The organism is Nocardia flavorosea NBRC 108225, assembly GCF_001613385.1.
Taxonomy (GTDB): Bacteria; Actinomycetota; Actinomycetes; order Mycobacteriales; family Mycobacteriaceae; genus Nocardia; species Nocardia flavorosea.
This window is the reverse complement of record NZ_BDCG01000018.1, coordinates 112146-137512: the sequence shown is the minus strand read 5'-3', so window position 1 is coordinate 137512 and position 25367 is coordinate 112146. Positions and strand designations below refer to the sequence as shown.

Annotated in this window: 20 protein-coding genes; 10 read left to right on the top strand and 10 right to left on the bottom strand. The window is 69.4% G+C overall.

What is annotated here, in order from left to right:
* Positions 1-42: 42 nt before the first annotated feature.
* The 9 genes from mraY to NFL01S_RS24440 form a co-directional block, all read right to left on the bottom strand.
* A complete protein-coding gene (gene mraY, locus NFL01S_RS24480; protein WP_033245102.1) occupies positions 43-1119 on the bottom strand; it encodes a phospho-N-acetylmuramoyl-pentapeptide-transferase in 1077 nt (358 codons plus the stop codon).
* The gene (locus NFL01S_RS24475; protein ID WP_062978791.1) at positions 1116-2690 is read right to left on the bottom strand and encodes a UDP-N-acetylmuramoyl-tripeptide--D-alanyl-D-alanine ligase; all 1575 of its coding nucleotides are present in this window, start codon (positions 2688-2690) and stop codon (positions 1116-1118) included. Before NFL01S_RS24475 ends, mraY begins: the two co-directional genes overlap by 4 nt.
* Positions 2691-2811: 121 nt before the next feature.
* Positions 2812-4407, bottom strand: coding sequence for a UDP-N-acetylmuramoyl-L-alanyl-D-glutamate--2,6-diaminopimelate ligase (locus tag NFL01S_RS24470; protein WP_084493211.1), 1596 nt, complete (start codon positions 4405-4407; stop codon positions 2812-2814).
* A 91-nt stretch (positions 4408-4498) separates the two neighbouring features.
* Positions 4499-6286: a peptidoglycan D,D-transpeptidase FtsI family protein gene (locus NFL01S_RS24465; RefSeq protein ID WP_084493210.1), complete on the bottom strand. Its 1788-nt coding sequence runs from the start codon at positions 6284-6286 to the stop codon at positions 4499-4501.
* Between the two features lie 143 nt (positions 6287-6429).
* Positions 6430-7341 (bottom strand): cell division protein FtsL, encoded by a 912-nt coding sequence (gene ftsL / locus NFL01S_RS24460; protein ID WP_063916028.1) that lies wholly within the window; start codon positions 7339-7341, stop codon positions 6430-6432.
* Positions 7342-7576: 235 nt separating this feature from the next.
* On the bottom strand, positions 7577-8554 hold the full coding sequence (rsmH, locus tag NFL01S_RS24455; RefSeq protein ID WP_062978645.1) for a 16S rRNA (cytosine(1402)-N(4))-methyltransferase RsmH: 978 nt from the start codon (positions 8552-8554) through the stop codon (positions 7577-7579).
* Positions 8555-8818: 264 nt separating this feature from the next.
* Positions 8819-9250 (bottom strand): division/cell wall cluster transcriptional repressor MraZ, encoded by a 432-nt coding sequence (gene mraZ / locus NFL01S_RS24450; RefSeq protein WP_062978644.1) that lies wholly within the window; start codon positions 9248-9250, stop codon positions 8819-8821.
* A 487-nt stretch (positions 9251-9737) separates the two neighbouring features.
* The gene (locus NFL01S_RS24445) at positions 9738-10172 is read right to left on the bottom strand and encodes an SCO2097 family morphological protein (RefSeq protein WP_033245099.1); all 435 of its coding nucleotides are present in this window, start codon (positions 10170-10172) and stop codon (positions 9738-9740) included.
* Between the two features lie 391 nt (positions 10173-10563).
* The gene (locus NFL01S_RS24440; protein ID WP_174555720.1) at positions 10564-10998 is read right to left on the bottom strand and encodes an SAV_6107 family HEPN domain-containing protein; all 435 of its coding nucleotides are present in this window, start codon (positions 10996-10998) and stop codon (positions 10564-10566) included.
* 198 nt (positions 10999-11196) lie between these two features.
* On the opposite strand from NFL01S_RS24440, the gene NFL01S_RS24435 reads away from it, so the two are divergent.
* The 6 genes from NFL01S_RS24435 (at position 11197) to NFL01S_RS24410 (ending at position 17022) form a co-directional block, all read left to right on the top strand.
* On the top strand, positions 11197-11817 hold the full coding sequence (locus tag NFL01S_RS24435) for a GNAT family N-acetyltransferase (RefSeq protein ID WP_062978642.1): 621 nt from the start codon (positions 11197-11199) through the stop codon (positions 11815-11817).
* Entirely contained in the window at positions 11814-13379 is a 1566-nt protein-coding gene (locus NFL01S_RS24430; protein WP_062978641.1) for a phytoene desaturase family protein, read from the top strand. Before NFL01S_RS24435 ends, NFL01S_RS24430 begins: the two co-directional genes overlap by 4 nt.
* 23 nt (positions 13380-13402) lie before the next feature.
* The gene (locus NFL01S_RS24425) at positions 13403-14218 is read left to right on the top strand and encodes a carotenoid biosynthesis protein (RefSeq protein WP_062978788.1); all 816 of its coding nucleotides are present in this window, start codon (positions 13403-13405) and stop codon (positions 14216-14218) included.
* Between the two features lie 16 nt (positions 14219-14234).
* The gene (locus NFL01S_RS24420; protein ID WP_063916027.1) at positions 14235-15011 is read left to right on the top strand and encodes an LppM family (lipo)protein; all 777 of its coding nucleotides are present in this window, start codon (positions 14235-14237) and stop codon (positions 15009-15011) included.
* A gap of 413 nt (positions 15012-15424) precedes the next feature.
* Positions 15425-16561: a glycosyltransferase family 2 protein gene (locus NFL01S_RS24415; protein WP_245670856.1), complete on the top strand. Its 1137-nt coding sequence runs from the start codon at positions 15425-15427 to the stop codon at positions 16559-16561.
* A 101-nt stretch (positions 16562-16662) separates the two neighbouring features.
* Positions 16663-17022, top strand: coding sequence for a hypothetical protein (locus NFL01S_RS24410; protein ID WP_062978640.1), 360 nt, complete (start codon positions 16663-16665; stop codon positions 17020-17022).
* A 416-nt stretch (positions 17023-17438) separates the two neighbouring features.
* Here the strand turns inward: NFL01S_RS24410 and NFL01S_RS24405 are convergent, their stop codons facing one another.
* Positions 17439-18398 carry a methylenetetrahydrofolate reductase gene (locus NFL01S_RS24405; protein WP_062978785.1) on the bottom strand — a complete coding sequence of 320 codons (960 nt, stop codon included), beginning with the start codon at positions 18396-18398 and terminating at the stop codon, positions 17439-17441.
* Between the two features lie 461 nt (positions 18399-18859).
* Between NFL01S_RS24405 and NFL01S_RS24400 the strand changes: the two genes are divergently transcribed.
* The 4 genes from NFL01S_RS24400 (at position 18860) to NFL01S_RS34740 (ending at position 25178) form a co-directional block, all read left to right on the top strand.
* Positions 18860-20005 (top strand): polyprenyl synthetase family protein, encoded by a 1146-nt coding sequence (locus tag NFL01S_RS24400; protein ID WP_084493208.1) that lies wholly within the window; start codon positions 18860-18862, stop codon positions 20003-20005.
* A gap of 274 nt (positions 20006-20279) precedes the next feature.
* Positions 20280-21866 carry a phytoene desaturase family protein gene (gene crtI / locus NFL01S_RS24395; protein ID WP_062978638.1) on the top strand — a complete coding sequence of 529 codons (1587 nt, stop codon included), beginning with the start codon at positions 20280-20282 and terminating at the stop codon, positions 21864-21866.
* Between the two features lie 58 nt (positions 21867-21924).
* Positions 21925-23607, top strand: coding sequence for an alpha-(1->6)-mannopyranosyltransferase A (locus NFL01S_RS24390; protein WP_084493207.1), 1683 nt, complete (start codon positions 21925-21927; stop codon positions 23605-23607).
* Between the two features lie 413 nt (positions 23608-24020).
* Positions 24021-25178 (top strand): phytoene/squalene synthase family protein, encoded by a 1158-nt coding sequence (locus NFL01S_RS34740; RefSeq protein WP_245670873.1) that lies wholly within the window; start codon positions 24021-24023, stop codon positions 25176-25178.
* The last annotated feature ends 189 nt before the right edge of the window (positions 25179-25367 follow it).

Genomic DNA, 25367 nt, shown 5'->3' with positions numbered 1-25367 from the left:
GGCGAACGCAGGGCCCGTGGTGCATGATCCTCCATCGTCAGCTCACCCGACCGCCGAGAGATATTCGCTGTAGAACAAGGCGAGTCCGGCCGCCGAGGCCATCGCGGCCAGCAACCAGAATCTGATGATCACCGTCGTCTCCGCCCATTTACTCAGTTCGAAATGATGATGGAACGGCGCCATCTTGAACAACCGGTTGCGGGTGGTGCGGAAGACCGCGACCTGCAGCGCAACCGATGCCGCCTCGGCGACGAACAGCGCGCCGATGACGACCATCAGCAGTTCGGTGCGGGTGGTGACGGATATACCGGCGAGCAGACCACCCAGCGCGAGCGAACCGGTGTCGCCCATGAAGATCTTGGCGGGCGCGGCGTTCCACCACAGGAATCCGATACACGCCGCGGTACCGGCGGCGCAGACCAGCGCCAGATCCAGCGGATCACGCACGTTGTAGCAGCCGGTCTCGGGTTTGGTCTCACACGAGTGGTAGTACTGCCAGAACGTGATGACCACGTAGCCACCGAGCACCAGGCTCATCGACCCGGCGGCGAGACCGTCCAGGCCGTCGGTCAGGTTCACCGCGTTCGACCAGGCCACGACGATGAAACAGATGAACGCCAGGAACACCACCACGCTCATCGTGACGGTGTTGATATCGCGCACATACGACAGTTGCCGGCCGGCCGGGGTGAGCCCGTTACCACCCGGGAACTGCAGCGCCAGCACACCGAAAACGACCGCGGCGGTGACCTGTCCCAGATACTTACCGGCCGCTGTGAGCCCGAGGTTGCGGCCCTTGCGGAGCTTGATGAAATCGTCGATGAATCCGACCACGCCCAGCGCCGTGGCCAGGCCCAGCACCAGTAACGCGGAAGCGGTGGGCCCCTCGGCGTCGTAGCCGATGCCGATCAGATGCGACCCCAGGTACCCGGCCCACATACCGATGATGATCGCGACGCCACCCATTGTGGGAGTGCCCCGCTTGGACTGGTGGCTGGCCGGTCCGTCGACCCGGATCTCCTGCCCGAAGCCGCGCCGGGCGAATATCCGGATCAGCAGCGGGGTCAACAGGATCGACACCGTCAGTGCGATCGCCGCCGCGAACAAGATCTGTCTCAACGCACTGCCTCCGTGCCTGCCCCATCGGCGGTCGAGCCGCCCGGCGCCGGAGTACCGGCACCCGTTTTCTTGCTTCCCGCGGCCAGCAGCTTCTCGGCCACCGCCCACAGTCCGACCGACTGCGATGCTTTCACCAGCACCACATCACCCGCTTCGACTTCGGCGTCGAGCAGCTGTACGGCCGCTTCGATATCCGGGACGAGCACCGACTCCTCACCCCATGAGCCTTCCATGACCGCTCCCTGGTGCATGCCCCGGGAGGGCCGTCCGGTACCGACCACGATCAGCCGGTCCACATCCAGGCGGACCGCCAGGCGGCCGATACCGTCGTGTTCGACCACCGATTCCGGGCCGAGTTCGGCCATCTCCCCGAGCACCGCCCAGCTGCGGCGCGCTGTATCACCCGACCGGGCCATGGTGACCAGCGCTTTGAGCGCGGCCCGCATGGAATCGGGGTTGGCGTTGTAGGAATCGTTGATCACCGTGACCCCGGCGGCGCTGGTGCGGACATCCATCCGGCGCGCAGACACCGCGTGGGCCCCGGCGAGCGCGGCCGCGAGAGTATCGAGGTCGGCACCGCATTCCAGCGCCACCGCGGCCGCCGACAACGCGTTACCCACCTGGTGTTCGCCGTGGACGGCCAGGGTGATGTCGCGGTCACCCTGCGGGGTGCGCAGCGTGAACGAGGCGCGGGCCTGCTCGTCGAGTGTGACTCCCTCCGCCCGGACCTGCGCCCCGGCGCTCTGCCCCACCATCAGCACTCGCGCCGATGTCCGCGCGGCCATCGCACTCACCTGCGAATCGTCGGCGTTGAGAACAGCCAGACCGGTATCGGGCAGTGCCTCCACGAGCTCACCCTTGGTCGCGGCGATCGCCTCCCGGCTGCCGAACTCACCGAGATGGGCGGTACCGACATTGAGTACTACACCGATACTCGGGGGCGCCACCCGAGCGAGCGCGGCGATATGGCCGGGCCCACGGGCGGACATCTCCAGGACCAGGAACCGCGTGTCCGGACCGGCGCGCAGCGCGGTCCACGGATGTCCGAGTTCGTTGTTGAACGATCCCGGCGGCGCCACCACGGGACCGAGCGGCGCCAGTACCGACGCCAGCAGATCCTTGGTCGAGGTCTTCCCCGAGGAACCGGTGACACCGATAACGGTCAGCCCGCCCGCAGCGACCAATCGCCGCACGTGGGCCGCGGCCAGCGCCGCCAGCGCGGCCAGCACCGCGGCGCCGGAACCGTCGGAATCGTGTTCGAGAGCAAGCGCATTGGTCGAGGAGGCGGATACCGGCGGAACGACAACGGCCGGAACACCGACCGGCCGGGCGGCCAGCACCGCCACGGCCCCCGCCGCGAGCGCGGTCGCCGCGAAATCGTGGCCGTCGGCCCGTTCCCCGGGCAACGCTACGAAAAGACCGCCGGAACCGGTACGGCGTGAATCGAATTCGACAGAACCGGTGACGACTGCCTCGGGATCGTCGACATCGTGGAGTTCGCCGCCCACGATCTCGGCGACCTCCCGCAGTGTGAATCCCGCCCCGAGCGGTCGGGACGGGCTGTCCGGCATATGTGCGTCCGATGTCTCGGTGGGTTCCTGGTTCACCGACCACCGCCGGAAGTATTTTCGGTCCTACGCGGTCTCCACCGGTAGCCGGCTGCGCGTATGCCACGCCTCGAGGTGATGTCGATCATGGAATCGTCAAGTCCTCCGCGTTCGCACCCTGCGGACGGTCCGGCCGGGTCGACGCGATCGCCGCGGTGAGCGCCTCCCGGTCGTCGAACGGATATTTCACGCCCTGGATCTCCTGTCCCACTTCATGTCCCTTACCGGCCACCAGCACCACATCGCCGGCGTGCGCCCAGGCGACGGCGGCCTCGATCGCCGCTGTCCGGTCGCCGATATCGCGTACTTCACCGCGCTGTTCTGCGGGCACACTGTTCGCCCCGGCCACCAGCGCCGCACGGATCGCGGCCGGATCCTCACTGCGCGGATTATCGTCGGTGACGATCAGCAGATCTGCGCCGCGCGCCGCGGCCGCACCCATCAGTCCACGTTTGCCGGTATCGCGATCGCCACCGGCACCCACCACCACCGCCAGCCGGCCCGCGCCGCCCGCAGCGGCCAGATGGGCGCGCAGGGTCGCGATCACCGATTCCACGGCGGCGGGTTTATGTGCGTAATCCACCAGGGCCAGGAAATCCTGCCCCCGATCCACTCGTTGCATCCGGCCCGGTACGTCCACCGTGGCGAGCGCGGGGGCGGCGGTGGCCGGATCGACTCCCGCCGCCGCGCATACCGCGAGCGCGAGCAATCCGTTGGCGACGTTGTAGTCACCCGGCAGCCGCAACCGCACCGCCGTCTCCCCCGCGGGGCCGGCCGCGGTGAAGTCCTGCTCGCCACCGTGCGTGCGGGCGGGCCCGGCCAGCGACCAGTCCGCGGGGCCGGTCGTACAGACCCGCACCGGAGCAGCCAGCCCGTCGGCGAGCCGGCGCCCCCACGCATCGTCGATATTCACCACCGCGGTACGCGCCGCCACCGGCGAATCCGGCTCGAACAACCGGCGTTTGGCCGCGAAATAGTCTTCGAAATCGGCGTGGAAATCCAGATGGTCCTGCGTCAGGTTGGTGAACGCGCCCACCGCGAATCGCACACCGTCCACACGGCCCAGCGCCAGCGCGTGACTGGACACCTCCATCACCACCGCGTCCACACCCTGTTCCACCATCAGCGCGAACATGGCGTGCAACTGCGGCGCCTCGGGAGTGGTGAGCGCACTGGGTACGCGACGACCGCCGATCCGGGTCTCGATGGTGCCGATCAGCGCAGTGGAAAGCCCCGCGGCAGCCAGCCCGGCCTCCACCAGATAGGAGGTGGTGGTCTTACCGGAGGTACCGGTGATCCCGACGATCGCCAGCCGCTCCGACGGATGGCCGTAGACAGCCGCCGACAACTCGCCCAGGACAGCGCGCGGATTCTCGCGCACCACCACCGGCACCGGCAGCTCACCCGCTACCTCGGCGCCCGCGGGATCGGTCAGTACCGCGACCGCGCCGCGCGCCACCGCGTCCGCGGCGAACCGGGCGCCGTGCGCGCGTGATCCGGGTAGCGCGGCGAACAGATCACCGGGTAACACGGCGTCGGAGCGCTGCTCGATACCGGTGATCCGCAGGTCGGCGGGCACCGCCGGCCGCGGGTCGGCGGCGATCGTTTCCAGCAGATCGGACAGCGGGGTCGACGGCGGCCGGGCGGGCCGCAGCACGTGCTGGCTGGACTGCGCGGGCACGGGGTTCCTCTCTGCATGATGAAGCGCGCGGATACGACGACGAGTCAGGTTACCGACGCCGCGTCCGGGCCGGGTAAGCCGGTTCGCCGAATCACGACGCCTGCAGGACGAACTGTTGCTCCGGTTGCCGCGACGGCGGTATCCGGTCTCGCTGCAGCGCCCAGGAGGCGATATCCTGGAACAGCGGTGCCACCGACTGTCCCCCGCCGCCGTCGGAGCTGCGTTGCGGCGCGTCCAGCATCAATCCGATCACATACCGGGGATCGTCCGCGGGCGCGATACCGGCGAAGGTGATCCAATAGGAATCGCTGGAATAGCAGCCGCAGTCCGGGTCGACCTTTTGCGCGGTTCCGGTTTTCCCGGCGATCCGGTAGCCCTCGACCGCCGCGGCGGCCCCGGTACCTGTCTGGACGCCGGTCGGGTCGTCCTGAACCACCGACTGGAACATCGTCCGCACAGTGCGCGCGGTCTCCGGACTCACCACCCGCACTCCCTCGGGTGCCGGTTCCTCGGTGCGCGAACCGTCCGGTGCGACCGTCGCGCGCAGGATCCGCGGCGGCACCCGCACCCCGTCGTTCGCAATGGCCTGGTACATACTCGTCATCTGTAGTGTCGTCATCGAAAGCCCCTGCCCGATCGGCAGGTTCGCAAAAGTGCCGCCGGACCATTGATCGCGGGCGGGCAGCAGACCCGAACTCTCCGCGGGCAGGCCGACCCCGGTCCGCCGGCCCAGGCCGAATCGGTCCAGCATATCGGCGAACCGGTCCTCCCCGACGCGCTGCGCCAGCATCAGGGTGCCGACATTGGAGGATTTTCCGAAGATCCCGGTGGTGGTGTAGGGCTCGACGCCGTGCTCCCAGGCATCGCCGACGGTCACCCCCGACATCTGGATCTTGCCGGGGACCTGGTGCACTTCCTGCGGATCGGTGAGACCGTATTCGATGGCGGCCGCGGCGGTCACCACCTTGTTCACCGAACCGGGTTCGAACGGCTGGGTCACCGAGGGGTTGTCCAGTCCTGCGGGATCCCAGTGTTCCGGCCCCAGGGCAGGGTTGAACGTATTGTCGTTGGCCATCGCCAGGACCTGGCCGGTTTTGGCGTCCAAGACCACCGCGGACCCCGATTTCGCGCCCGATCGGTCCTTGGCCTGCTGGATCTGCTGCTGCACGTAGTACTGCAGATACGAATCGATGGTGAGCTCGACATCGTTGCCGTCCACCGCGGGCTGGCGGTCGCGCCAGCTCCCCGGGATGACCGCGCCGTCGGACCCGCGATCGTAGGTATAGGACCCGTCGGTACCGGCCAGGACCGAGTCCAGCGCACCCTCCAGGCCGACCCTGCCGTGCCCGTCCCATCCGGTGGCGCCGACGATATTCGCCGCGAGCGAGCCGCCCGGGTACTCACGCAGGTCCTGCCGTTCCGATCCGACCTCGGGGAACTTCGCGGTAATGGTGTCGGCCTTGCGGGGATCGACATTACGGGCCAGATACACGAAAGGTTCGTCGCTACGCAGTTTGTCCAGCAGCTCGCCCTCTTCGGGCCCGTCCGGGCCGAGCACTTCGTGCACGGTGCGCGCGATCTCCTGCAGGCGTTCATCGGGTTCGGGCGCGGTATCGTCCGCGGCCCGGGCATCGGCGAGATCTTTGCGCACCCGCACCGGCTGGAAGCTCAACGCCTGCGCGATCACCGTGAGCGCCAGCGATTTACCGTGCCGGTCGGTGACGGTGCCGCGGGTGGCGGGCAGGTCTTGGTAGGTGGTTCGCTGCCCGGCTGCCTGCGCGGACAGTGTGGGCGCGGAAATGGTCTGGATCCACAGCAGCTGCAATGCCACCACGGTCAGCGCGACGAGCATGATCACCCGGCCCACGCCCAGCCGCATCCGCACGGGCCCGTCCTTTTTCGCCCCGGCCCGCGAGCGTTTGGGCCGGCCGGGGGCGGGGGCCGGACGGCCCTTCGCAGAACCCCGGTTGCCCGCGGTACGGGACTTCGGCGCGTCGCGCCCGCGTCCCGACCCGCGCGGATTCACCGCATCTCCTCCCCGGCAACCGCTCCCGGGGCCCCTGCGGGCACCCCGGCCGGAGCCGGTGGCGGTACGGCCGCGCCGCCGTCACCGGCAGCCGCGCCCGGTTCGACCGGCGGCTGCGGCGCCACGGCACCGTCCACCGGAGCGGGAACACCCACCGCGGGCGCGCCCGGGGCCGGAGCAGCGGGAGGCACCGCCTCGTTCCCCGGGACCGGAGCAACCGGCGCACCGGCATTTTCCGGTGCCGGGGTAGCACCCGCGGGAGGCTGACCGGGTTCCGGTGCACCACCGGGGGCCGGCTGTACGGGATCCACCCCCGGGGCAGCGAGCACACTGCCTGACTCGGGACGCGCAGCGGGCACCGGCGGGGTGAGCGGCACCGGGACGACCCGCTCTCCCGGATCGGCACCATGAGGCGGGGCCGTCCTCGGCGGCGCGTTCAACGGCGGTGCGGGCGGGCCCTGGGCCGGTACGGGATCACCGATCACGGTGATCGTTCCGTCCGGCGCCACCACCAGGCGAGCGGGGTCGTCGGCGGGAATCATGCCGAGTTCCCGGGCACGAGCGGCGAGTACGGGGGCGGAATCGGCCGCGGCCACCTCCCGCTGCAACGCCGCGCGTTCGTCGGAGAGCACCCGGTTGACCTCGCGAGCATCGCTGAGCTGGTAGCTGTCCTCGGCGGCGCGCGTCGTCAGCACGAGCGTCAGCGCCAGGCCACAACCGAACATGGCCAGGATCGCGGCGACGAACGGCGCCCGGCCGGTCAGCTCCGAACCGGCCGGCGCGGCGGGCGTCGTCACCCGCTGCCGGCGGCGTTCGTAGGCTCGCTGTGCCGCACCGGATTTCACCCGCTCGGCGCTGTGTGCGCGCCGGGCCGGCCGCCCGATTTCGGTACGTGTTCCCACACTCATACCAGACACCCCCGTATCGGTGTGATGGCTCGCGACGTCCTGACGCGTGCCCCTGTGCTGTATCCGTCCGCGGTGTCCGACCGCTTCACCTCCGGTACCGCCGGACACGTGCTCACGATGCGATACGCGGGTACCGCATACACCCTGTAGTACTCGATATTTCGTTCGTGGACAATCGAATTCGATATACCCACAGGATCGGATAAGGTGCGCACGGACGGGCGGGGGTGCCGGCTCATACCGCCTCCTGCACGATCTTTTCCGCGGCCCGCATCCGTACCGGCGCCGCGCGCGGGTTGTCCTCGATCTCCGCGGCGCTCGCCTGTTCGGCGCCGCGGGTCAGGATCCGGAACAGCGGGCCCATACCGGGCAGTTCGACCGGAAGGTCCACCGGCGTCCGCGATTTCGCCCGGCCCGCCAGTTCGTGTTTGACCACCCGGTCCTCGAGCGATTGATACGACATGACGACGATCCGCCCGCCGGGGCACAACGCGTCCAGCGCGGCGGGCAGTGCGGCCCGTAGCGACTCCAGTTCGGCATTCACCTCCACCCGCAGGGCCTGGAAGGTGCGCTTGGCCGGATGTCCGCCCGTTCGCCGGGCGGCCGCGGGGATGGCGTCGTAGAGCAGGCTCACCAATTCGGCACTGGTCCGGAACGGCTGCTTGGCCCGGCGGCGTACGATCTCCGACGCGATCCGGCTCGCGAATCGTTCCTCGCCATAGGTTTTCAGGACCCGGGCGAGCTCACCGTGACTGTAGGTGTTGAGCACATCGGCGGCCGTGGGACCGGTGGTCGGATCCATCCGCATATCCAGCGGCGCGTCCACCGAATAGGCGAAGCCGCGTTCGGCTTCGTCCAGTTGCATGGACGAGACACCGAGGTCCATCAACAGGCCGTGCACCGACCCCGTCGCGGGCAACCCTGCCTCGGCGAGCGCATCGGCTATCCCGTCGTAGCGGGTGTGTACCAGAGTGGTCCGGTCCTGGAAAGGCCGTAACCGTTCGGCGGCATGGGACAGCGCGTCGGTATCCCGGTCCAGCCCTACCAGGCGCAGGGCGGGATGGGTCCGCAGGAAGTATTCGGCATGGCCGCCCAGCCCGAGGGTGGCGTCGAGGTACACCGCATCCGGCCGGTCGAGCACCGGGTCGAGCAATTCCGCCGCGCGAGTGAGCAGAACAGGGACGTGTCGCGTGCCGTGCTGCTCACGGTTCACCTGACCTCCCGGAATTGTGCCTTGCGACCGGCTGCGGGTCGTATCGGACCGTGGCGGCGGCGCGGATGCCGTCGCCGAAGCGGTGCGGAAATTTGCGTGAGATGCGGCACCGCCACCGCGATGGGGACGGCCACAGAATGTGCGACAGAAGGAAATCGGTGACCGAACGAATGCCGCGGGGGCTCTGACCGAAGCGGCACCTGGCGTCGGGGAAGTACGTCAGGGTCCGCGTCCGGGCAGAGGCCGCGTGGCACTCGCCGCGGGCTAGAAGATTCCGCCCAATGCCTCGTCTCTCGCTTGCGCGTAGCCCTCCTCGTGTTCGGCGAGGTAGGTCTCCCACGCCTGCTTGTCCCAAATCTCCAGGAAGTCCACCGAACCGATGACCGTGCAGTCGCGGGTGAGGTTGGCGTACCGGCGATGTTCGGCCGACAATACGATCCGGCCCTGCGTATCCAGCCGCTGTTCGTCGGTTCCCGCCGCCAGCGCCCGGATGAATGCCCGCGCCTGCGGATTGCTCCGGGATGCCGAAGCAGCTCGCCGGGCGAGTGCACTGAACTCTTCCTTCGGATAGACGGCCAGGCTGTGGTCCTGCCCTTTGGTGACCATCAACCCTCCCGCCAGATCGTCTCGAAACTTCGCGGGCAACGTGAGTCGCCCCTTGTCGTCCAACCGAGGTGTGTAAGTACCGAGAAACAACCCCGATACCTCCTACCGGACCACCTCGAATGGTGTTGGCCGGCTGGGCCGGCCGAGCGCCTTACGGCCTCTCCTGTAGTGCGCGCTCCACATTACCCCACTTTCCCCCACTTTCAATCGAAACACGGGGTGATGTGGCTCCCCGGTTCACGGATTTCGCAGGTCACCCCAGCTATCACAGGTGAAGCGAACTTTTCGCGCGCTCTGCCTCCTTGCGCGCGTCCACACACAGAGAGCTGAGGGGGCCCCGTCAACTTCCAGCAAACCCCCTGTTCACACACCGTCACAGGGTGCAGTGGGGCATCGTGGAGGGCTCCGGTGGGGAGATGTGGGAAAGCGGGCTCCGGGACGTTTGCCGCGCCCACCGGACCGCATCTGCCGGGCCGGGCGGCACGGCACCGGACAAGCGCGGACAGCGATGCCGCACCGGATTCCGGTGCGGCATCGCTGTCCGCGCAATATGTGAGAAGTCCGCCTCGGCGGGCTACTACTCCTGTTCGAACCTTCTACGGAACCGGTCTTCCATCCGCTCGGTGAAACCACCGGAGCGGCGTTGCCGGCCCCGACCACCGCCGCGCGGCGACGATCCCGACGCGGCCGGCGGATCGTTCGGGGACGTATCGCCCCCATCCGCCGGTCCACCCTTCGTTCCGCCGAGCAGGACCAGAACTCCCGCACCGAACATCACGATGAATCCGATCAGACTGATGATCGGGAAACCACCGGGCCGCACCGGAAGGGCGATACCGGCGATCAGCAGGACGAGGCCTATCAGGAACAAGGCCGCGGCCTGGAGTCTGCGGCGACTCGACGGCGTACGGAAGCGTCCACCGCGGACGGACGACGCGAACTTCGGATCCTCAGCATAGAGAGCGCTCTCGATCTGTTCGAGCATGCGCTGCTCGTGCTCGGAGAGTGGCACGGTACCTCCCCCGGCACTAGGACGTGGCTGTCGCCTCCGGGTAGGCGACAGATAACCCCTTGGCGGCTATCTGCCACCAATGATACGAGTTCCCCCAGAGCCGTACCACCATATGGGTACAGCCGAGCGAACTTCGTGATCGCAGCGAGCCCGGCAAGTACCGAAAGCCGTGGTAGACGGCCCGCACCGGGACAGGCGGGGATGCACCGCAGCCGAGGCCGGGGCGTCGTCCGGCCCGCGTGGGCCGGCCGGTCGGCAGCACCTACTCATCCGGGATCTCTCCGGCCCGACACCGGTCTGCTGTTCACTGGCACTGAGCCGATACCACCTCCGGTCGGCGCCGTGCGCGGAATACCGCGCACGGCCCCGTGGCACGGGCGGCCATATGGCCTCACAGCATGTCGTTACCGTCTCCCGCGGCACGCAACCGAGCCGCCGGTGCGATCAGATCCTCCACATCGTGGAGGAATGCGCCCACCCGTGCGTAGAACTCGTCGGCACGCGTATCCCCGATTTCGCGCGGCAGACCGGCCTCCAGCGCCGCACGGGTCGCGGAATGGCCGCTGAAATAGTCCGCCCACATCACGAATTCGGGCGCGGCACGCTGCAGCATCACCCAGGCGTTACGCGAGCGGGCCCGCGGCGCGTTATCGGCGCCGGTGAGTGCCAGTACCGCCCCCGCCCCACGCAGCGCGGCCAGATATGCGACCCGGAATCGCTCCCGTGGATCGTGCTCCCCCGCCGCTTCCATCAACAGTCCGTCGGCGCGTTGCAGCAACACCCCTGCGCGGCCCGATCGACCCGGGTGAACGTGTCGTTCCGCCATGGCCGTCCCTCCGTATCTCCCCCGCCGACCCCCGTGGCGGCCCGCCGGTATGGCAGGCTGAGCGTGCACCGTGGGGGGCCGAACAGGTATTCGAACGTTTGGCTCGAGCTTGAATATAGAGACGACCACCGACATGTTCGCCCGCCGGAAAGTCCCAGCTCCGCCCCGCCGACCGCGAAAGAGCCCACCGATACCGCAATGACCGCCGTCAAACCCAACCATCTCCCCGCCCCCGTCGTCGTCGACCTCTCGGTCGACGCCCTGCGCGCCCGGCTGCACGACGCACTGTCGATATATGTCGCGGCCATGGACTATCCGCGCGGCACCGAGCACCATCGCGCGCCGATGTGGACCGAGCACACCCAGCGCGCCGGCTGGCAGGCCGTCGCCGCGGTCGTCCCCGAGGACAACGGCGGCTTCGATATCCGCACCTCGCCGCTCGTCGCCATCGCCTACGGCTATCGCGGCGGACCACACCAATGGTGGCAGCAGCAGGTGCATGCGGGTATGCGGCGGTCCGGCTGGTCGGTAGCGGCGACCCAGGGACTGCTCGGCAACTATTTCGAACTCACCGAACTGCACGTCCATCCGAGCGCGCAGGGGCGCGGTATCGGCGCGATCCTGCTCCGCAAACTCCTGCATGACCGGCCCGAAGGCGCGGTACTGCTGTCCACACCCGAAGTATCCGCCGAGGACAACCGGGCCTGGCGGCTGTACCGGCGGATGGGCTTCCAGGACGTACTACGCGATTTCGTCTTCGCCGGCGACAGCCGCCGCTTCGGTATTCTCGGCCGGCCGTTACCGATGCCGCCGCCATGACAGCGGTGATCGTCGGCTCCGGGCACAACGCACTGGTCGCCGGGTGTTATCTGGCCCGGGCGGGCCATCCGGTGCGCGTGCTGGAACGCGACAGCATCCTCGGCGGTGCGGTATCGACCGTGGAGCGCTTCCCCGGGCATCGCGTGGATCGCGGATCGTCGGCACATCTGATGATCCGGCATACCGGGATCATCGAGGATCTGGCGCTGGACCGGTTCGGCCTGCACTATCTCGACTGCGACCCCTGGGCCTTCGTCCCCGCCTGCCCCGATACCGGCGCGGCCCCGATCGTCTTCCACCGCGATCTCGACCGCACCTGCGCGTCCGTAGCCACCGCCTGCGGCGACCGTGACGCGGCGGCCTATCGGCGTTTCGTTGCGGTCTGGGAGCCACGCGCAAGCCGGATGATGCGCTCGTTCGGGGGCGCCCCGGCTCCCGGCCATCTCCTGCGTTCGTTCTGGGGCCTGGATGCCCGTGCGGGAGGTAGCGCCCTGTCGCGGGAATTCCTGCAGACCGGTGACGCACTGCTGGACAACTGGTTCGACGATGAACGGCTCAAGGCCGCGCTGGCCTGGTTCGGGGCACAATCGGGCCCGCCGATGTCGGAACCGGGGACCGCACCGATGGTGGGGTTCGCGGCGCTCATGCACACCCTGCCGCCCGGCCGGGCGATCGGCGGAAGCGGCGCGCTCACCGAAGCGCTCGTGGCCCGGCTGCGCGCCGACGGCGGGGAGATCGTCGCCGGTGACGCGGTCACCGCGATCGCCCACCGCGGCGACCGGTGGCAGGTCCGTACCGACGCGGGACGCAACCACACCGCCGATACCGTGATCGCCGGAACCCATATCCTGACCACCCTCGAACTGCTGGGCGCCGGCGGTTTCGATCCGGAAACGCTGGACGGGTGGCGGCGGCGGATCCGCGTCGGTCCCGGTATCGGCATGGTGGTGCGGGCTGCGACCAGCGCGCTGCCGCAGTATCCGGGCGCGACATCCGCCGACTCCGCGACCGGTCTGCAATTGCTGGTCACCGGTCGCCGGGAGTTGCGGCTCGCGCACGGAAACGCCCTCGGCGGCCGGCTCCCCCCGCGGCCGGTGGTGCTGGGGATGAGTTTCAGTGCACTGGATCCCGGTATCGCTCCGCCCGGAGAGCACCAGCTCTCGTTGTGGTCGCAATGGCATCCTTACCGGCTCGCCGACGGTACGCACTGGGCGTCGCACGCCGAATCCGAGGCCGACCGGATCATCGGTGAACTGGACCGGTACGCGCCCGGCGCGGCGGGGACGGTCTTGCGCCGCCACATTCAGACCCCGGTCGACCTGGAAACCGAGATGGGTCTGCGCGGCGGCAATGTCATGCATATCGAGATGAGCCTCGATCAGATGATGCTGTGGCGTCCCCTACCGGAACTGTCCGGGCAGCGGGTACCCGGCGCGCCCGGCCTCTACCTCACCGGTGCCTCCACCCATCCGGGCGGCGGGGTATCCGGAGCGAGCGGCCGTACCGCGGCGCGGCTGGTCCTGCGCGACGGGCGGCGTAGGCGGCGGTGGCTGCGCAGGTGAGCGTGGTGGTATCGAAGATCGGGATGGACAGCCCACGTGAGCCGGCGCCCGCCGGGTGCCTGCTCCTGCTCGTCGCCGTGCAGATCGCGTATCCGCTGACCGACGGGTCCGCCCGCGATGTCGTCACGGTGGCGGTGGTACTCGCCTCGGCCGGCACCGCCCTGATACACGCGGCAGTGACACGCGGTCTGCGGTACGCGGCGGGGTTCGGCGTCATCGTTTCCGGTATCGGTCTCGTCGCCGAGGCCGTGGGCACCGCCACCGGGTTCCCGTTCGGCGCCTACGAGTACGCGGTAGGGCGGCTGGGTCCGGCACTGTTCGACGTGCCGCTGGTGGTCCCGCTCGCGTGGACCGGTGGGATATATCCGATCTGGGTGGTCGCCGGGATCCTGTGCCGGACGGCCGCGCCGCGGATCGCCGCCACCTCGGCAGGTGCCGTGGGCTGGGATCTGTTCCTGGATCCGCAGATGGTGGCCGACGGCCAGTGGTGGTGGGCCGATAGCGATTCGGGGCTGCCGGGTCTCGCGGCCATCCCCTGGACGAACTATCTCGGCTGGTTCCTCGTGGCCGGCCTCATCGCCGGTGCGCTGACCGTATGGGACCGGGCCGCCCCGCCCACCCGGCGAGTGGGTGTACCGGTACTGATGTTCCTGTGGACGTGGCTGGGTTCCGCGCTGGCACACGCGGTTTTCCTCGGCCTGCCGTACTCGGCCGCCTACGGCGGGGTCGCGCTGGGTCTGCTCGGGGTTCCGCTGCTGGTCCGGACGGTTCGCACCGGCCTCGGGCGCAACGATGTGCCCGGTGGCGACGCGGCCGGGCCCGTCGCATGGCGTCGGTGAGTCGCGGCCTGGCACCATGTCATCCGTGCCTTCGAGTCCCGTTACCGCGAAACCCGGCTCCCCGGTCCCTGTTCTGCGCTCCCGCCGCCTGCGGGCGCGGGTGACGGCGGCGATCGTACTGGCCGCCCTGCTGGTGCCCACCCTGGCCGGTTGCCTGCGGGTCCAGGCCTCGATGGGGTTGTCCTCCAACGACCGGGTATCGGGCCGGATCGTTGCCGCGGTCGTTCCGGAGAACAGCGAGGACAAGGGACCTCAGTTCACCGCTCCGGAGGCACTGGCCACCAAAGTGCGGATCGAACCGTACAACCAGGACGGTTACGTCGGCAGCGAAATCTACTTCGACGACCTGAACTTCGGCGAGGTCGAACAGCTGGGCCAGCTGTCGGAGCAGGCACAGGGCCTGTTCGACCTGAAATTCCAGCGCAACGGCGATCTGGTCAGCCTCAACGGCCGCGTCGATCTGGAAACGCTGGCCCCGCACGGCTCGGATGTGCAGTTGAGTGTGGCGTTCCCGGCCCGGGTCGCCAAAACCAACGGCACCCGCGAGGGCGATGCGGTGGTCACCTGGAAACTGCCCGCCGGTGAGGTGAGCACGGTCCGCGCCGAAGTCGGCTACGCCGATCCGAACACCCGCTCGTTCGCCGGCTGGGCCGGTATCGTCGGCGGGATCACCCTGGCCGTCGCGGCCGTCGTCGCCGCGCTGGCCTACCTCCACCGCAACCCGCCCGCTTCCGGCGCCCCGGCCGGTTTCTCGCTGCGCCGCTGGTGGGATCAGGTCAAAAACGACGCATGAGGTCCATCGCGCGGGGTCGAACGGGCTCATTCCGGTCGGCCGCCCGGCCGCGGTCGCCCGGCTCGGCTCGCACGCCGGCTTCCGTCGCACCGTCCACCCGAGCAGCACCCGCTGCATCCTCTCCCGCACCGGACCTTCCCGCGCCGCTCCACGCGGCGGATTTGTCACCACTGTCTCGCGCAACCGACTCCACCCCGCCACGCCGACCGGCACATTCGACTCCGCCCGCTCGCGTCGCAGCAGGTTCTTCCGCATCTCGCGCACCGGGCCGGCCCACGCTGCTCCACGCGGCGGGCTTGTCACCACTGTCTCGCGCAACCGACTCCACCCCGCCACGCCGACCGGCTCGCGCAGCAGGCTTCACCGGGAGGGCACTGCGGCGACCGGCACGGCTGGTCGCCGTGGGAGCCTGGTTGGCCGCTGGTTGTGCGGCGCTGACGGCGTGGAACCGGCTCACCGTGCCCAGGCTGTCCCCCACTGCTGCGCCGATCACCGAGGCGGTGACAGTCTGTGTCCCCGCCCGCGACGAAGCCGACCGGATTCCCGCCCTGATCGCCGATCTACGCGCCCAGACCGATATCCCACGGCTGCGGATACTCGTATTCGACGACGACTCCACGGACGGAACAGCCGCACGTGCAGTCGAGGCAATCGACGGCGACCCGCGCTGCACATTGCTGCGCGGCAGCGGAAACCCGCCGCCGGGCTGGACCGGCAAGGCCGCGGCCTGCCGGGCGCTCGCCCATACCGCGGAGCAGCTCGCGGACACCACGGTGCTGGTGTTCCTGGACGCCGATATCCGCCTCGCGCCGGGCGCCCTCGCCGCGGCGGTGGCCGAACTGCGGCGCCGGGATATCGCGCTGGTGTCACCCTGGCCGCAGCAGCAGGCGCGGTCCCTCGCCGAGCACCTGGTGCAACCGCTGCTGTGCTGGTCGTGGGCGTCGACGCTGCCGGTGGTGTGCGCCGATCGCGGACTACGGACCTCGACGGTGGTCGCGTGTGGGCAGTTCCTGGTGTTCGACGCGGCCGCCTATCGTGCGATCGGTGGGCACACGACGGTCGCGGACAGTGCCACCGAAGACCTCGATATCGCCCGCGCGCTGCGCCGCGGCGGCTACCGCACCGGGCTGGCGGCGGCCGGCGATCTGGCGCGGACACGGATGTACCGGGGTGGAGGCGAACTCGCCACGGGATACCGGCGCTGGCTGTGGTCCGCGTACGGCGGTTCGATTCCCGGTGGGCTCGCGGTCGCGGCGGTCGCGGCCTGGGCGTACTGGTTGCCTCCGCTGGCCGGTGTGCTCGGCCGCGGATCGGTGCGGCGGTGGGGGCTGGTCGGGTACGCCACTGCCGGTGCCGGACGGTTACTCGCTCGCGGGCTGGAAACCGGACGACGGCCGGAATCCGGCGACTTCGCTGCCGCAGTGTCCCACCCAGTGGCAATAACGGCCTACTTCTTGCTGTGGGCACGCTCACACCGCGATCGGCGCCGCAACGCTCTGACCTGGAAGGGACGCACTCTCGGGCCCGGAGAAGAGCTGAACTCACGCTGATTCTCAGTCTTGTGCCCGATGTTCGCGTGGCCGGATGATGAACCGGCCCGGACCGATCGGCGGGCAACAGGCCCTTTCCGGCCGGGTTCGAGGAGGCTCGTATGACCATCGCCGTCCATCCCAGTGTCGATACCGACTGGACACAGTGGCACAGCCGCTACTCGACCCGCCTGCACAGCGCACACCGCGAAACAGTCCCGCTCGCCCGGCACATCCTCGGCGAATCCCCCGAGCAGGTGCCGGGAATCCCCGGCACCTGGTGGGTCGTGAACGGCCGGGTGTTCATCGCCGCCAAACCGGGCGACCGGCTCGACCACGACGGCGCCCGGATCGCCGGCATCGAGATCCTCGATCCCGTGGACGGCGCACCCGGGCTGATCCTGCGCCACGACGACCATGCCCTGGAGGTTCTCCGCCAAGGCGAACGGACGATGATCCACGTCCACGCCCCGCTCGTCTAGCCGCGCCTCCGGCGTACAGCGGTAACCGGGCCCGGTCCGCGAGAACCCGAAGGGATCAAATCCCTACTCACACTCGGAGCGGCTTCGCTGGTGCATTCCGCGGGCAAGCGGACCGGCCGGGCGGTACGGCTACGACGTCCACCGGGAACGGCTGCGGTATGCCGGGCCGAGCACGAAGGCGCGCTCGGTAGCCCCCGCTGAGATCGACCGTCCTCGGAACTGTCCACCGCCGTACCGAGCGGGACCGGCCGCCCCGGCGACGCTGCCGTTCTCGGCCTCTGGCTGCGCGCCCCACAGGGCGTGGCCGTCGTGCTGCACGCACCGGTCCGGACGCGGGGCCCGGCCGAAGGCCGCCGCCGAGGTTACCTGCCTGGACGTACGGCGACCCTCCGGTCGGCCCGACGCGACTCCGCAGCTCAGGCGCTCAGTGGTGCCGCGGTGACCCCGTAACCGAGGTTGGTCAGCACCTCACTGGTGGCCTTGGCGAAATTCAGAGTGATGAAATGCAGGCAGGGAGCGCCTTCGGCGATCAGGCGTTCACCCATTTCGGTGGCGATCTCGATCCCGGCGGCGCGGACCGCGGCGCGGTCCTCCTCCGCACCGGAGCCCGCGGCGCGGCGCAACCGTTCCAGGACCGGCTCCGGAAGTGGGCGTCCGCACAGCTGTTCGGCTCGCTCCACAGTGCGCAGCGAGGTGATCGGCATCAGCTCGGGAATGATCGGTTTGGCGCCTTCGACCGGGTCCAGGGCGGCTACTCGGTCACGCAACCGGAGATAGTCGTCGACATCGAAGAACATCTGAGTGATCGAATACTCCGCGCCGGCACGCAGTTTCGCGGCGAGGTAGGCGGTATCGCAATCCAGATCCGGCGAACGGTGGTGCCCCTGCGGAAACGAGGCCACCCCGACATGGAAATCGCCGAGGTCGCGCACGATCCGCACCAGTTCTTCGGCGTACTCCACGCCGTCGGGGTGCTTCTGCCATTCGCCCAGCGGATCGCCCGGCGGGTCGCCGCGCAGCACGAGGATATTGCTGATCCCCGAGTCCGCGTAGGCACCGACGATGGACCGCAGCTCGGCGACACTGTGCCCGACCGCGGTGAGATGCCCGACCGGCAGCAGCGTGGTTTCCTGGGCGAGCTGCCCGGTGACCCGTACCGTGCGATCGCGGGTACTGCCACCGGCGCCGTAGGTCATCGAGACGAAGGCGGGATGCATCCGCTCGAAGGTGCGCACCGCACGCCACAACCGCTGTTCACCGGCTTCGTCGCGGGGTGGTGAGAACTCCACCGAGAAGGGCACGCCAGCACCGGCATGCCGATCCAGGCTCTGCACGACCGAAGGGGTCGTGGAGAGCTGCGGTGTCGTGGGATTTATCCAGCCAGAGGCCGGAACCCGGGCGTTATCGAAATCGACGTCCTCCCGGGTGTCACCAACCGGAACTCCTGCTATACCGCTGTGCGGTATCTCGGTGGGTTCCTGCTTCACAGCAGACCGCCCCCACAAGTGAAGGTCTTACATCCGCTCCACAGGCGTTCAGCCTCTCTGCCCGCCCGGCGACGAGGATGCGCCGAACCATACCAGCACAGTCGGCTCTGGACTGACCCGGTCCCGGAGGACCGAGCCTGCGCGCTACTTTTTCCGGTCACCGGGCCAGTCTAGAGCCGTAAGTTCGGGCGATCCGAGCCTCTCCCCGGTGCAGCGCACCGCCCGTTGCTGTTCGGGACCTGTCCGCGCGTATTCTGCGATCAGGTCCCGTCGCCACGGCGGGTGACCATGGGACACCAGCGGAGGGGCCCTGCGGACGATCTCGGTGGCGGCCCCCATGGCGAGTAACGATCTGGGAGGTCATCCTGTCCGCCGGAACCGGAACCGACACCACGACCCATCCGGGTCCCCTCTCGGCCGTCCCCGGGACAGCGGCCTTCGCGACCGCCGTCGAACAGGCCCTGACCGGCTACTTCGCCACCCGCGCGGAAGCCGTCACCGAACTGGGTCCGGTATTCATCGACGCGGTCGGCGCGCTCGAATCGTTCGTATTGCGCGGCGGTAAACGCACCCGCCCCGGTTTCGCCTGGATGGGCTGGCTCGGTGCCGGGGGCGATCCGGCCGGTGCTCAGGCCGGGCCCGTGCTCCGGGCCTGTGCCGCACTCGAGCTGGTGCAGGCGTGCGCGCTGATCCACGACGACATCATCGACTGTTCCCGCACCCGCCGCCGGTTCCCCACTGTGCACGTGGATTTCGAACAACGCCATCGCCACCGGGGCTGGACGGGCGATTCTGCGCACTACGGCGAATCGGTGGCGATCCTGCTCGGTGATCTGGCCCTGGCCTGGGCCGACGATATGGTGCACGGCAGTGGCCTGGATCCTGCGGCATTGGGCCGGTTCGCCCCGGTCTGGGCCGGGATGCGTACCGAGGTACTGGGTGGTCAGCTGCTCGATGTGCACGGTGAGGCCAGCGGCGACGAATCGGTGGCGGCGGCGCTGCGGATCAACCGGTACAAAACCGCGGCCTATACGGTCGAGCGTCCACTGCACCTCGGTGCGGCCCTCGCCGGCGCAGATGCCGATCTGGTCGCCGCCTACCGCACCTACGGTACCGATATCGGGATCGCCTTCCAGTTGCGCGACGATCTGCTCGGTGTGTTCGGGAATCCGGAGGTCACCGGAAAACCCTCCGGTGACGATCTGCGCGAGGGTAAACGCACCGTCCTGGTCGCCGAGGCACTGCAACGGGCCGCGGCGGGCAACCGCGCCGCCGGCGACCGGCTACGCGCCGCGATCGGCACCGACCTCTCCGACGAACAGGTGGGCGAACTGCGCGAGCTGCTGATCGAGCTGGGCGCGGTCGATGCCGTGGAGACCCGGATCGCCGCACTCACCGACCAGGGACTCGCCGCCATCGAAGCCAGCTCCGCCACCCCCGAGGCCAAAGACCGGCTCCAGGCAATGGCGCTCGCCGCCACCCGGCGCGCGGCATGATCGGGTCAGGCCCGGAGGGGACAGCACAGCACCACCACGCAGGGCCCCCACCCGTGCCCCGCCGACACAGCATGACCGGTTCACGCCCGGACGGGGTAGCACAGCATCACCACGGAGGCCCCCCGCCCATGCCCCGCCGACACGGCATGAGCAGTTCACGCCGGGACGCCGCAGCGTGCCGTCACCACGCAGGCCCACCGTGTGTATCCGTCGGGCTCGGGATGAACGGTTCACGCCCGGCGACGGTAGCGCGGCCCGCGTTCGGTGGGCTCCGATGAGGACTGTGCGTGGCCCGGTAGAGCGTGTCGTCGTGGTCGGGGCCGGGCTGTCCGGATTGTCGGCGGCGCTGTACCTGACCGGCGCGGGCTGCTCCGTTACCGTGGCCGAACGTGCCGATCATCCCGGCGGGCGGATGGGCCGCTACCGGCTCGACGGCTACGAAATCGACTCCGGCGCCACCATCCTCACCCTGCCCGAACTCGTGGACGATGCGCTGGCCGCCGTGGGGCTCGACACCGATACCGCCCTGCCGCCGTTGCGGATCCGGCCGCTGGCCCCGGCATATCATGCCCGTTTCGCCGACGGATCCGATCTGCGCGTGTTCTCCGATGCCGATCGGATGAGCGCGGAGGTGACGCGGGTCTGCGGCCCGGCCGAGGCAGTGCGCTACCGTCGGCTGCGTGATTGGCTGGGGCGGGTGTACCGCGCCGAATACGACGAATTCCTGGCAGCGAATTTCGATTCGCCTCTGGATCTGATCCGGGTTCCGGCGAAACGCGCGGCACTGTTCGACCTCGTCGCGCTCGGGGCGTTCGGCCGGCTGGGCCGGCGCGTCACCCGTACCCTGCGCGACCCCCGGTTGAGCCGGCTGTTCACCTTCCAGGCGCTGTACGCCGGTATGGCGCCTGCCCAGGCGCTGGGCGTGTACGGCGCAATTCCTCATATGGATACGGGTCTGGGCGTCTATTTCCCCAAGGGGGGTATGCGCGCGGTCGCCGATACTCTCGCCGGGGCGTTCACCGCCGCGGGCGGGCGGCTCGAGCTCGGCACCGAGGTGACGGGTATCGACTACCACCGGGGCCGGGCCCGGCGAGTGGTAACGGCGGATGGCCGGACCCTGCCCTGCGACGCCGTCGTGCTCACGGCGGATCTCGGATCCCTGGACCGTTTCGGGGTCCGGCCGCGCCGCGGTCTGCGGGCCTCGCCGTCAGCGGTGGTCGCGCATGGGCTCGTTCCGGTCGCGGTGGCCGGACAGTGGCCGGTGCGGGCGCATCACACGATCGAGTTCGGTGCCGCTTGGGCGCAGACCTTCCGCGAGATCACCGCGCGGCGCGGCGGCCGGCCGATGAGCGACCCGTCGCTGCTGCTGACCCGGCCCGCACTGAGCGACCCCGGCCTGTACCTCACTCGCGACGGCGTCCGCTACGAACCGTTCTCACTGCTCGCACCGTGCCCGAACCTGGATTCGGCGCCGCTGGACTGGGACCGGCTGGGTCCGGCCTATCTGCGGGAACTCCTTTCGGTACTGGAAGCGCGGGGATATCACCGTATTACGAGCGAATTCGTCGTCGACCGGCTCGACACGCCCGCGACGTGGCGGGATCAGGGCATGATCGCCGGGACTCCTTTCTCCGCGGCGCACCTGTTCCGCCAGACCGGCCCGTTTCGTCCGCGTAACTTCCCGCGCGGCAGCGAGAACGTGGTCCTGGCAGGTTGCGGGACCACGCCGGGTGTCGGAGTTCCCACCGCGCTGCTGTCGGGAAAACTCGCGGCACAGCGCATTGTGGGCGAGAATCGCGAAGTCCGGACGCGTGCCTCCGCGACCGTCCGGCTGTCTTCCCGGAGGGAAGCCGTAAACTGAGCGCCGACCTATTCGCCTGCGGTTGCGACCGCCGACCACCCGGGGGGACCGACAACTGATGCCAGCCCCCTATACACACACCGCCGCCACCGCCGTCCGTCTCCCCGGCGCCGACGCCCCCGCGCCGGCCGCGCCCGCTCCTGCCCAGCTGACCGGCCGGGCCGGTTTCGCGCCCGGCCTGCTGGGCTGGCTACGATTCTGCGCCGATTTCCTGCGCAGCCCGGAAGGGCATGCGGCGCTTCTCGGTTTCACCGGGGCGATCATGATCACCTTCGGCGGGTTCGGGGCCGGCAGTGTGCGCGAACGCGATCCGATACTCGAAGCGGTGCATCTGTCCTGGCTGCGATTCGGACACGGGTACGCGCTGTCGATGATCTGTGTATGGGCCGGCGTGCTGATGATGGTGGCCGCCTGGGTGCGGCTGGGCCGGATCACGCTGGGCTTCGGCGGCCACTCCGGCGATGTGCGCCTCAACGAATTGCGCGCCATCGTCGGTATCTGGATCACCCCGCTGATGTTCGCGGTACCGATGTTCAGCCGTGACGCCTACTCCTACCTCGCCCAGGGCGCACTGCTCCGAGACGGTTTCGACCCGTATCAGGTGGGTCCCGTCGCCAACCCCGGCATCCTGCTCGACAACGTGAGCACCGTCTGGACCACCACCACCGCCCCCTACGGCCCGGTATTCCTGCTGATGGGTCGCGCCATCACCGCGGTCACCGGCGACAGCGTGGTCGCGGGCACCATCGCGCTCCGCTTCGTGATGCTGCCGGGCTTGGCGCTGATGATGTGGGCGGTGCCGTATCTGACCAAACATCTCGGTGGCCGGCCCACAGTCGCGCTGTGGCTGGCCGTGCTCAATCCGCTGGTACTGATCCATCTGATCGGCGGCGTGCACAACGAGATGCTGATGGTCGGCCTGATGTGCGCGGGAATCGCGCTGGTCCTGGAACGTCATCACGTGGCGGGGATCGTGGTGGTGGCCATCGGGGTCGCGATCAAGGCCACTGCCGGTGTGGCGCTGCCGTTCCTGGTGTGGATATGGATGCTGCACGAACGCGACCGGCGCGCCGAGGACGGCCAGCGTGCGGCACTCGCGACGAGTAGCCGGGAATTCCTGGCGCACCACTGGAAGATGTTCGCCAAGATCGCCTCACTCGGATTGGCGGTGTTCGCCGTGGTGTTCGTGGCGGCTTCCGCGATCGCCGGGGTGGGGATCGGCTGGCTCACCGCGCTGTCCGGGTCACAGAAGATCATCAACTGGTTGTCGCTACCGACGATCCTGGCGCATATCACCACCTGGATCACCCCCTTCGAGCTCGGCTCGACCCTCGAGGTGACCCGCTTACTGTGCATGGCGGCGCTGCTGGGCCTGCTGGTGTGGACCTGGTGGCGGTTCAAACTCAGCGAACGGGATGCGGTGCTGGGAATCCTGATCGCCTTCGTCGCGATCGTCATCCTGTCGCCGGCCGCGCTGCCCTGGTATTACTCGTGGCCGCTGGCGCTGGCCGCCGGATTCGCGCTGTCGACCACTACTCTCATGACGCTGGTCGGCATCTGCACCTGGTTGATGCTGGTGTTCCAGCCGGACGGGTCGATCGGGCTCTACAACTTCTGGCATGTCGCCGCTGCGACCTTCGCCGCCATCGTCGCCGCGCTCTCGCTGCGAACGGTGGATCCGCTGCGTCTGCGCGGAACGCCACGGCAGGTGACGACCCCCACAGTCACCGCTGGACCGTGAACGCCGAACGCGGTCCGAAACCCGCCGGCGAACGCGGTCTTCACGCCGCGGGACAGGCCGGAGACGCACTGGCAGCATCCGCCCGGCCCCCGGAAGCACCGCAGTCGTCGACGCGGGCGTCGACGACACAGACCCCATCGAATCGCGTGTCGAGGAATGTGCAGGGCAGCCCACCCGTGGCCTCCGGTACCGAGCGCGGTCCCAGTGGTGACACCGGGACCGCGCCCCCGGCCGAGCACAACACCACGCCCCCGGCCGAGCACAACGCCACACCCTCAACCACACGCAACGCCACAGTCACGCACGGGCGATCGACCGGTTCCACGGTGAGCGGAGAGGATATCGATAACCTGGCCTCCCCGGAGCGGCGTGAGCACGCGGCGGCGGCCTCCGGCACCACCGGTTCCCACCTCATCACCGACCCCGAAGTGTTGCGCCGGGCGTACGAACGCTGCCGCCGGACGGCCGCCGTCCACGGCCGCACCTACTACCTGGCGACCCGGCTGCTGTCCGCCGAGCGGCGCCCCGCCGTCCACGCCCTCTACGCCTTCGCGCGGATGGTGGACGATATCGTCGACGGCCCGGCGCGCCGGCATGCCCCGGCGGCCGTGCTGGACGCCGTCGAGTACGCCTTGCGCGCCTCGTGGTCACCGTCCGCTGCGCCCCTCCCGTTCGTCCCGCAGCAGCTGGGCACGGCCGTCCCGGCGGAGCTCAGTACTACCGCGCCGTTCAACTCCCCGCGGTCGACCGCGCCCCGTCGGCTCGACTCGTCCCAGTCCACCTCGGCCACCCCGCTCGACTCCCCCCGGCCCAGCGCGAACACGCCACCCGCCCCACCCCATACCACCTCGAACACCCCGCTCGACTCCCCCCACTCCAGCGCAACCCCGCCGCTCGGCGCACCCCGAGTCGCCGAGCTGCCCGCCAGGTTCGACCAGATCGCCCTGGCACTCACCGACACCGTCACCCGGTTCGCCATCGATCCTCGCCTTTTCTGGACGTTCCTGGACTCCATGCGTATGGACGCCCCCGGTTCACCGTTGTTCCGGAACCGCTACCCGACCATGGCTGCCCTGGACGAGTACATGCGCGGATCGGCAGCGGCCATCGGCCTGCAACTGCTTCCGGTACTCGGTACGGTCGTACCCCGCGCGGCGGCCGAACCCGCGGCGGCTGCTCTGGGCAACGCCTTCCAGCTCACCAATTTCCTGCGCGATATCGGCGAAGATCTCGACCGCGACCGGATCTACCTGCCCGCCGACGAACTCGCCGCCTTCGGTGTCGACGAGGAGCTGTTGGTGTACTGCCATCGGACCGGTAGCACCGATCGCCGGGTCCGTCGCGCGCTCGCGCACCTGATCGCCGTCAACCGTGACCTCTACCGCCGCGCGCACCCGGGCATCGAGTTGCTCAGCCCACGCGTACGCCCGGGGATTCGCACGGCCGCCACCGTGTACGCGGCCATCCTGGAACGCATCGAAGACAGTGGTTACAACGTATTCGCGCGGCGCGCCGTGGTCCCGGGACCTCGTCGGCTGCGGCTGGCGGCCGGCGCCGCGTTGCGCCGGTAGTCCTGGGCGATGCGTGCGGTCGGGGGACCAGGAAGACCTGCCCGAATCCGCTGAGGAGCAGCGCGGCGAATCGTCACCGTTCCGGGCCGGCGAGGGCCGCCGGACAGCCTGGCACGACACGGCACCGTCAAGTGCACCCGCAGCACGTCGCTGCCCGCAGCCGATACCCGCGTCGGACAGGCGTCTACA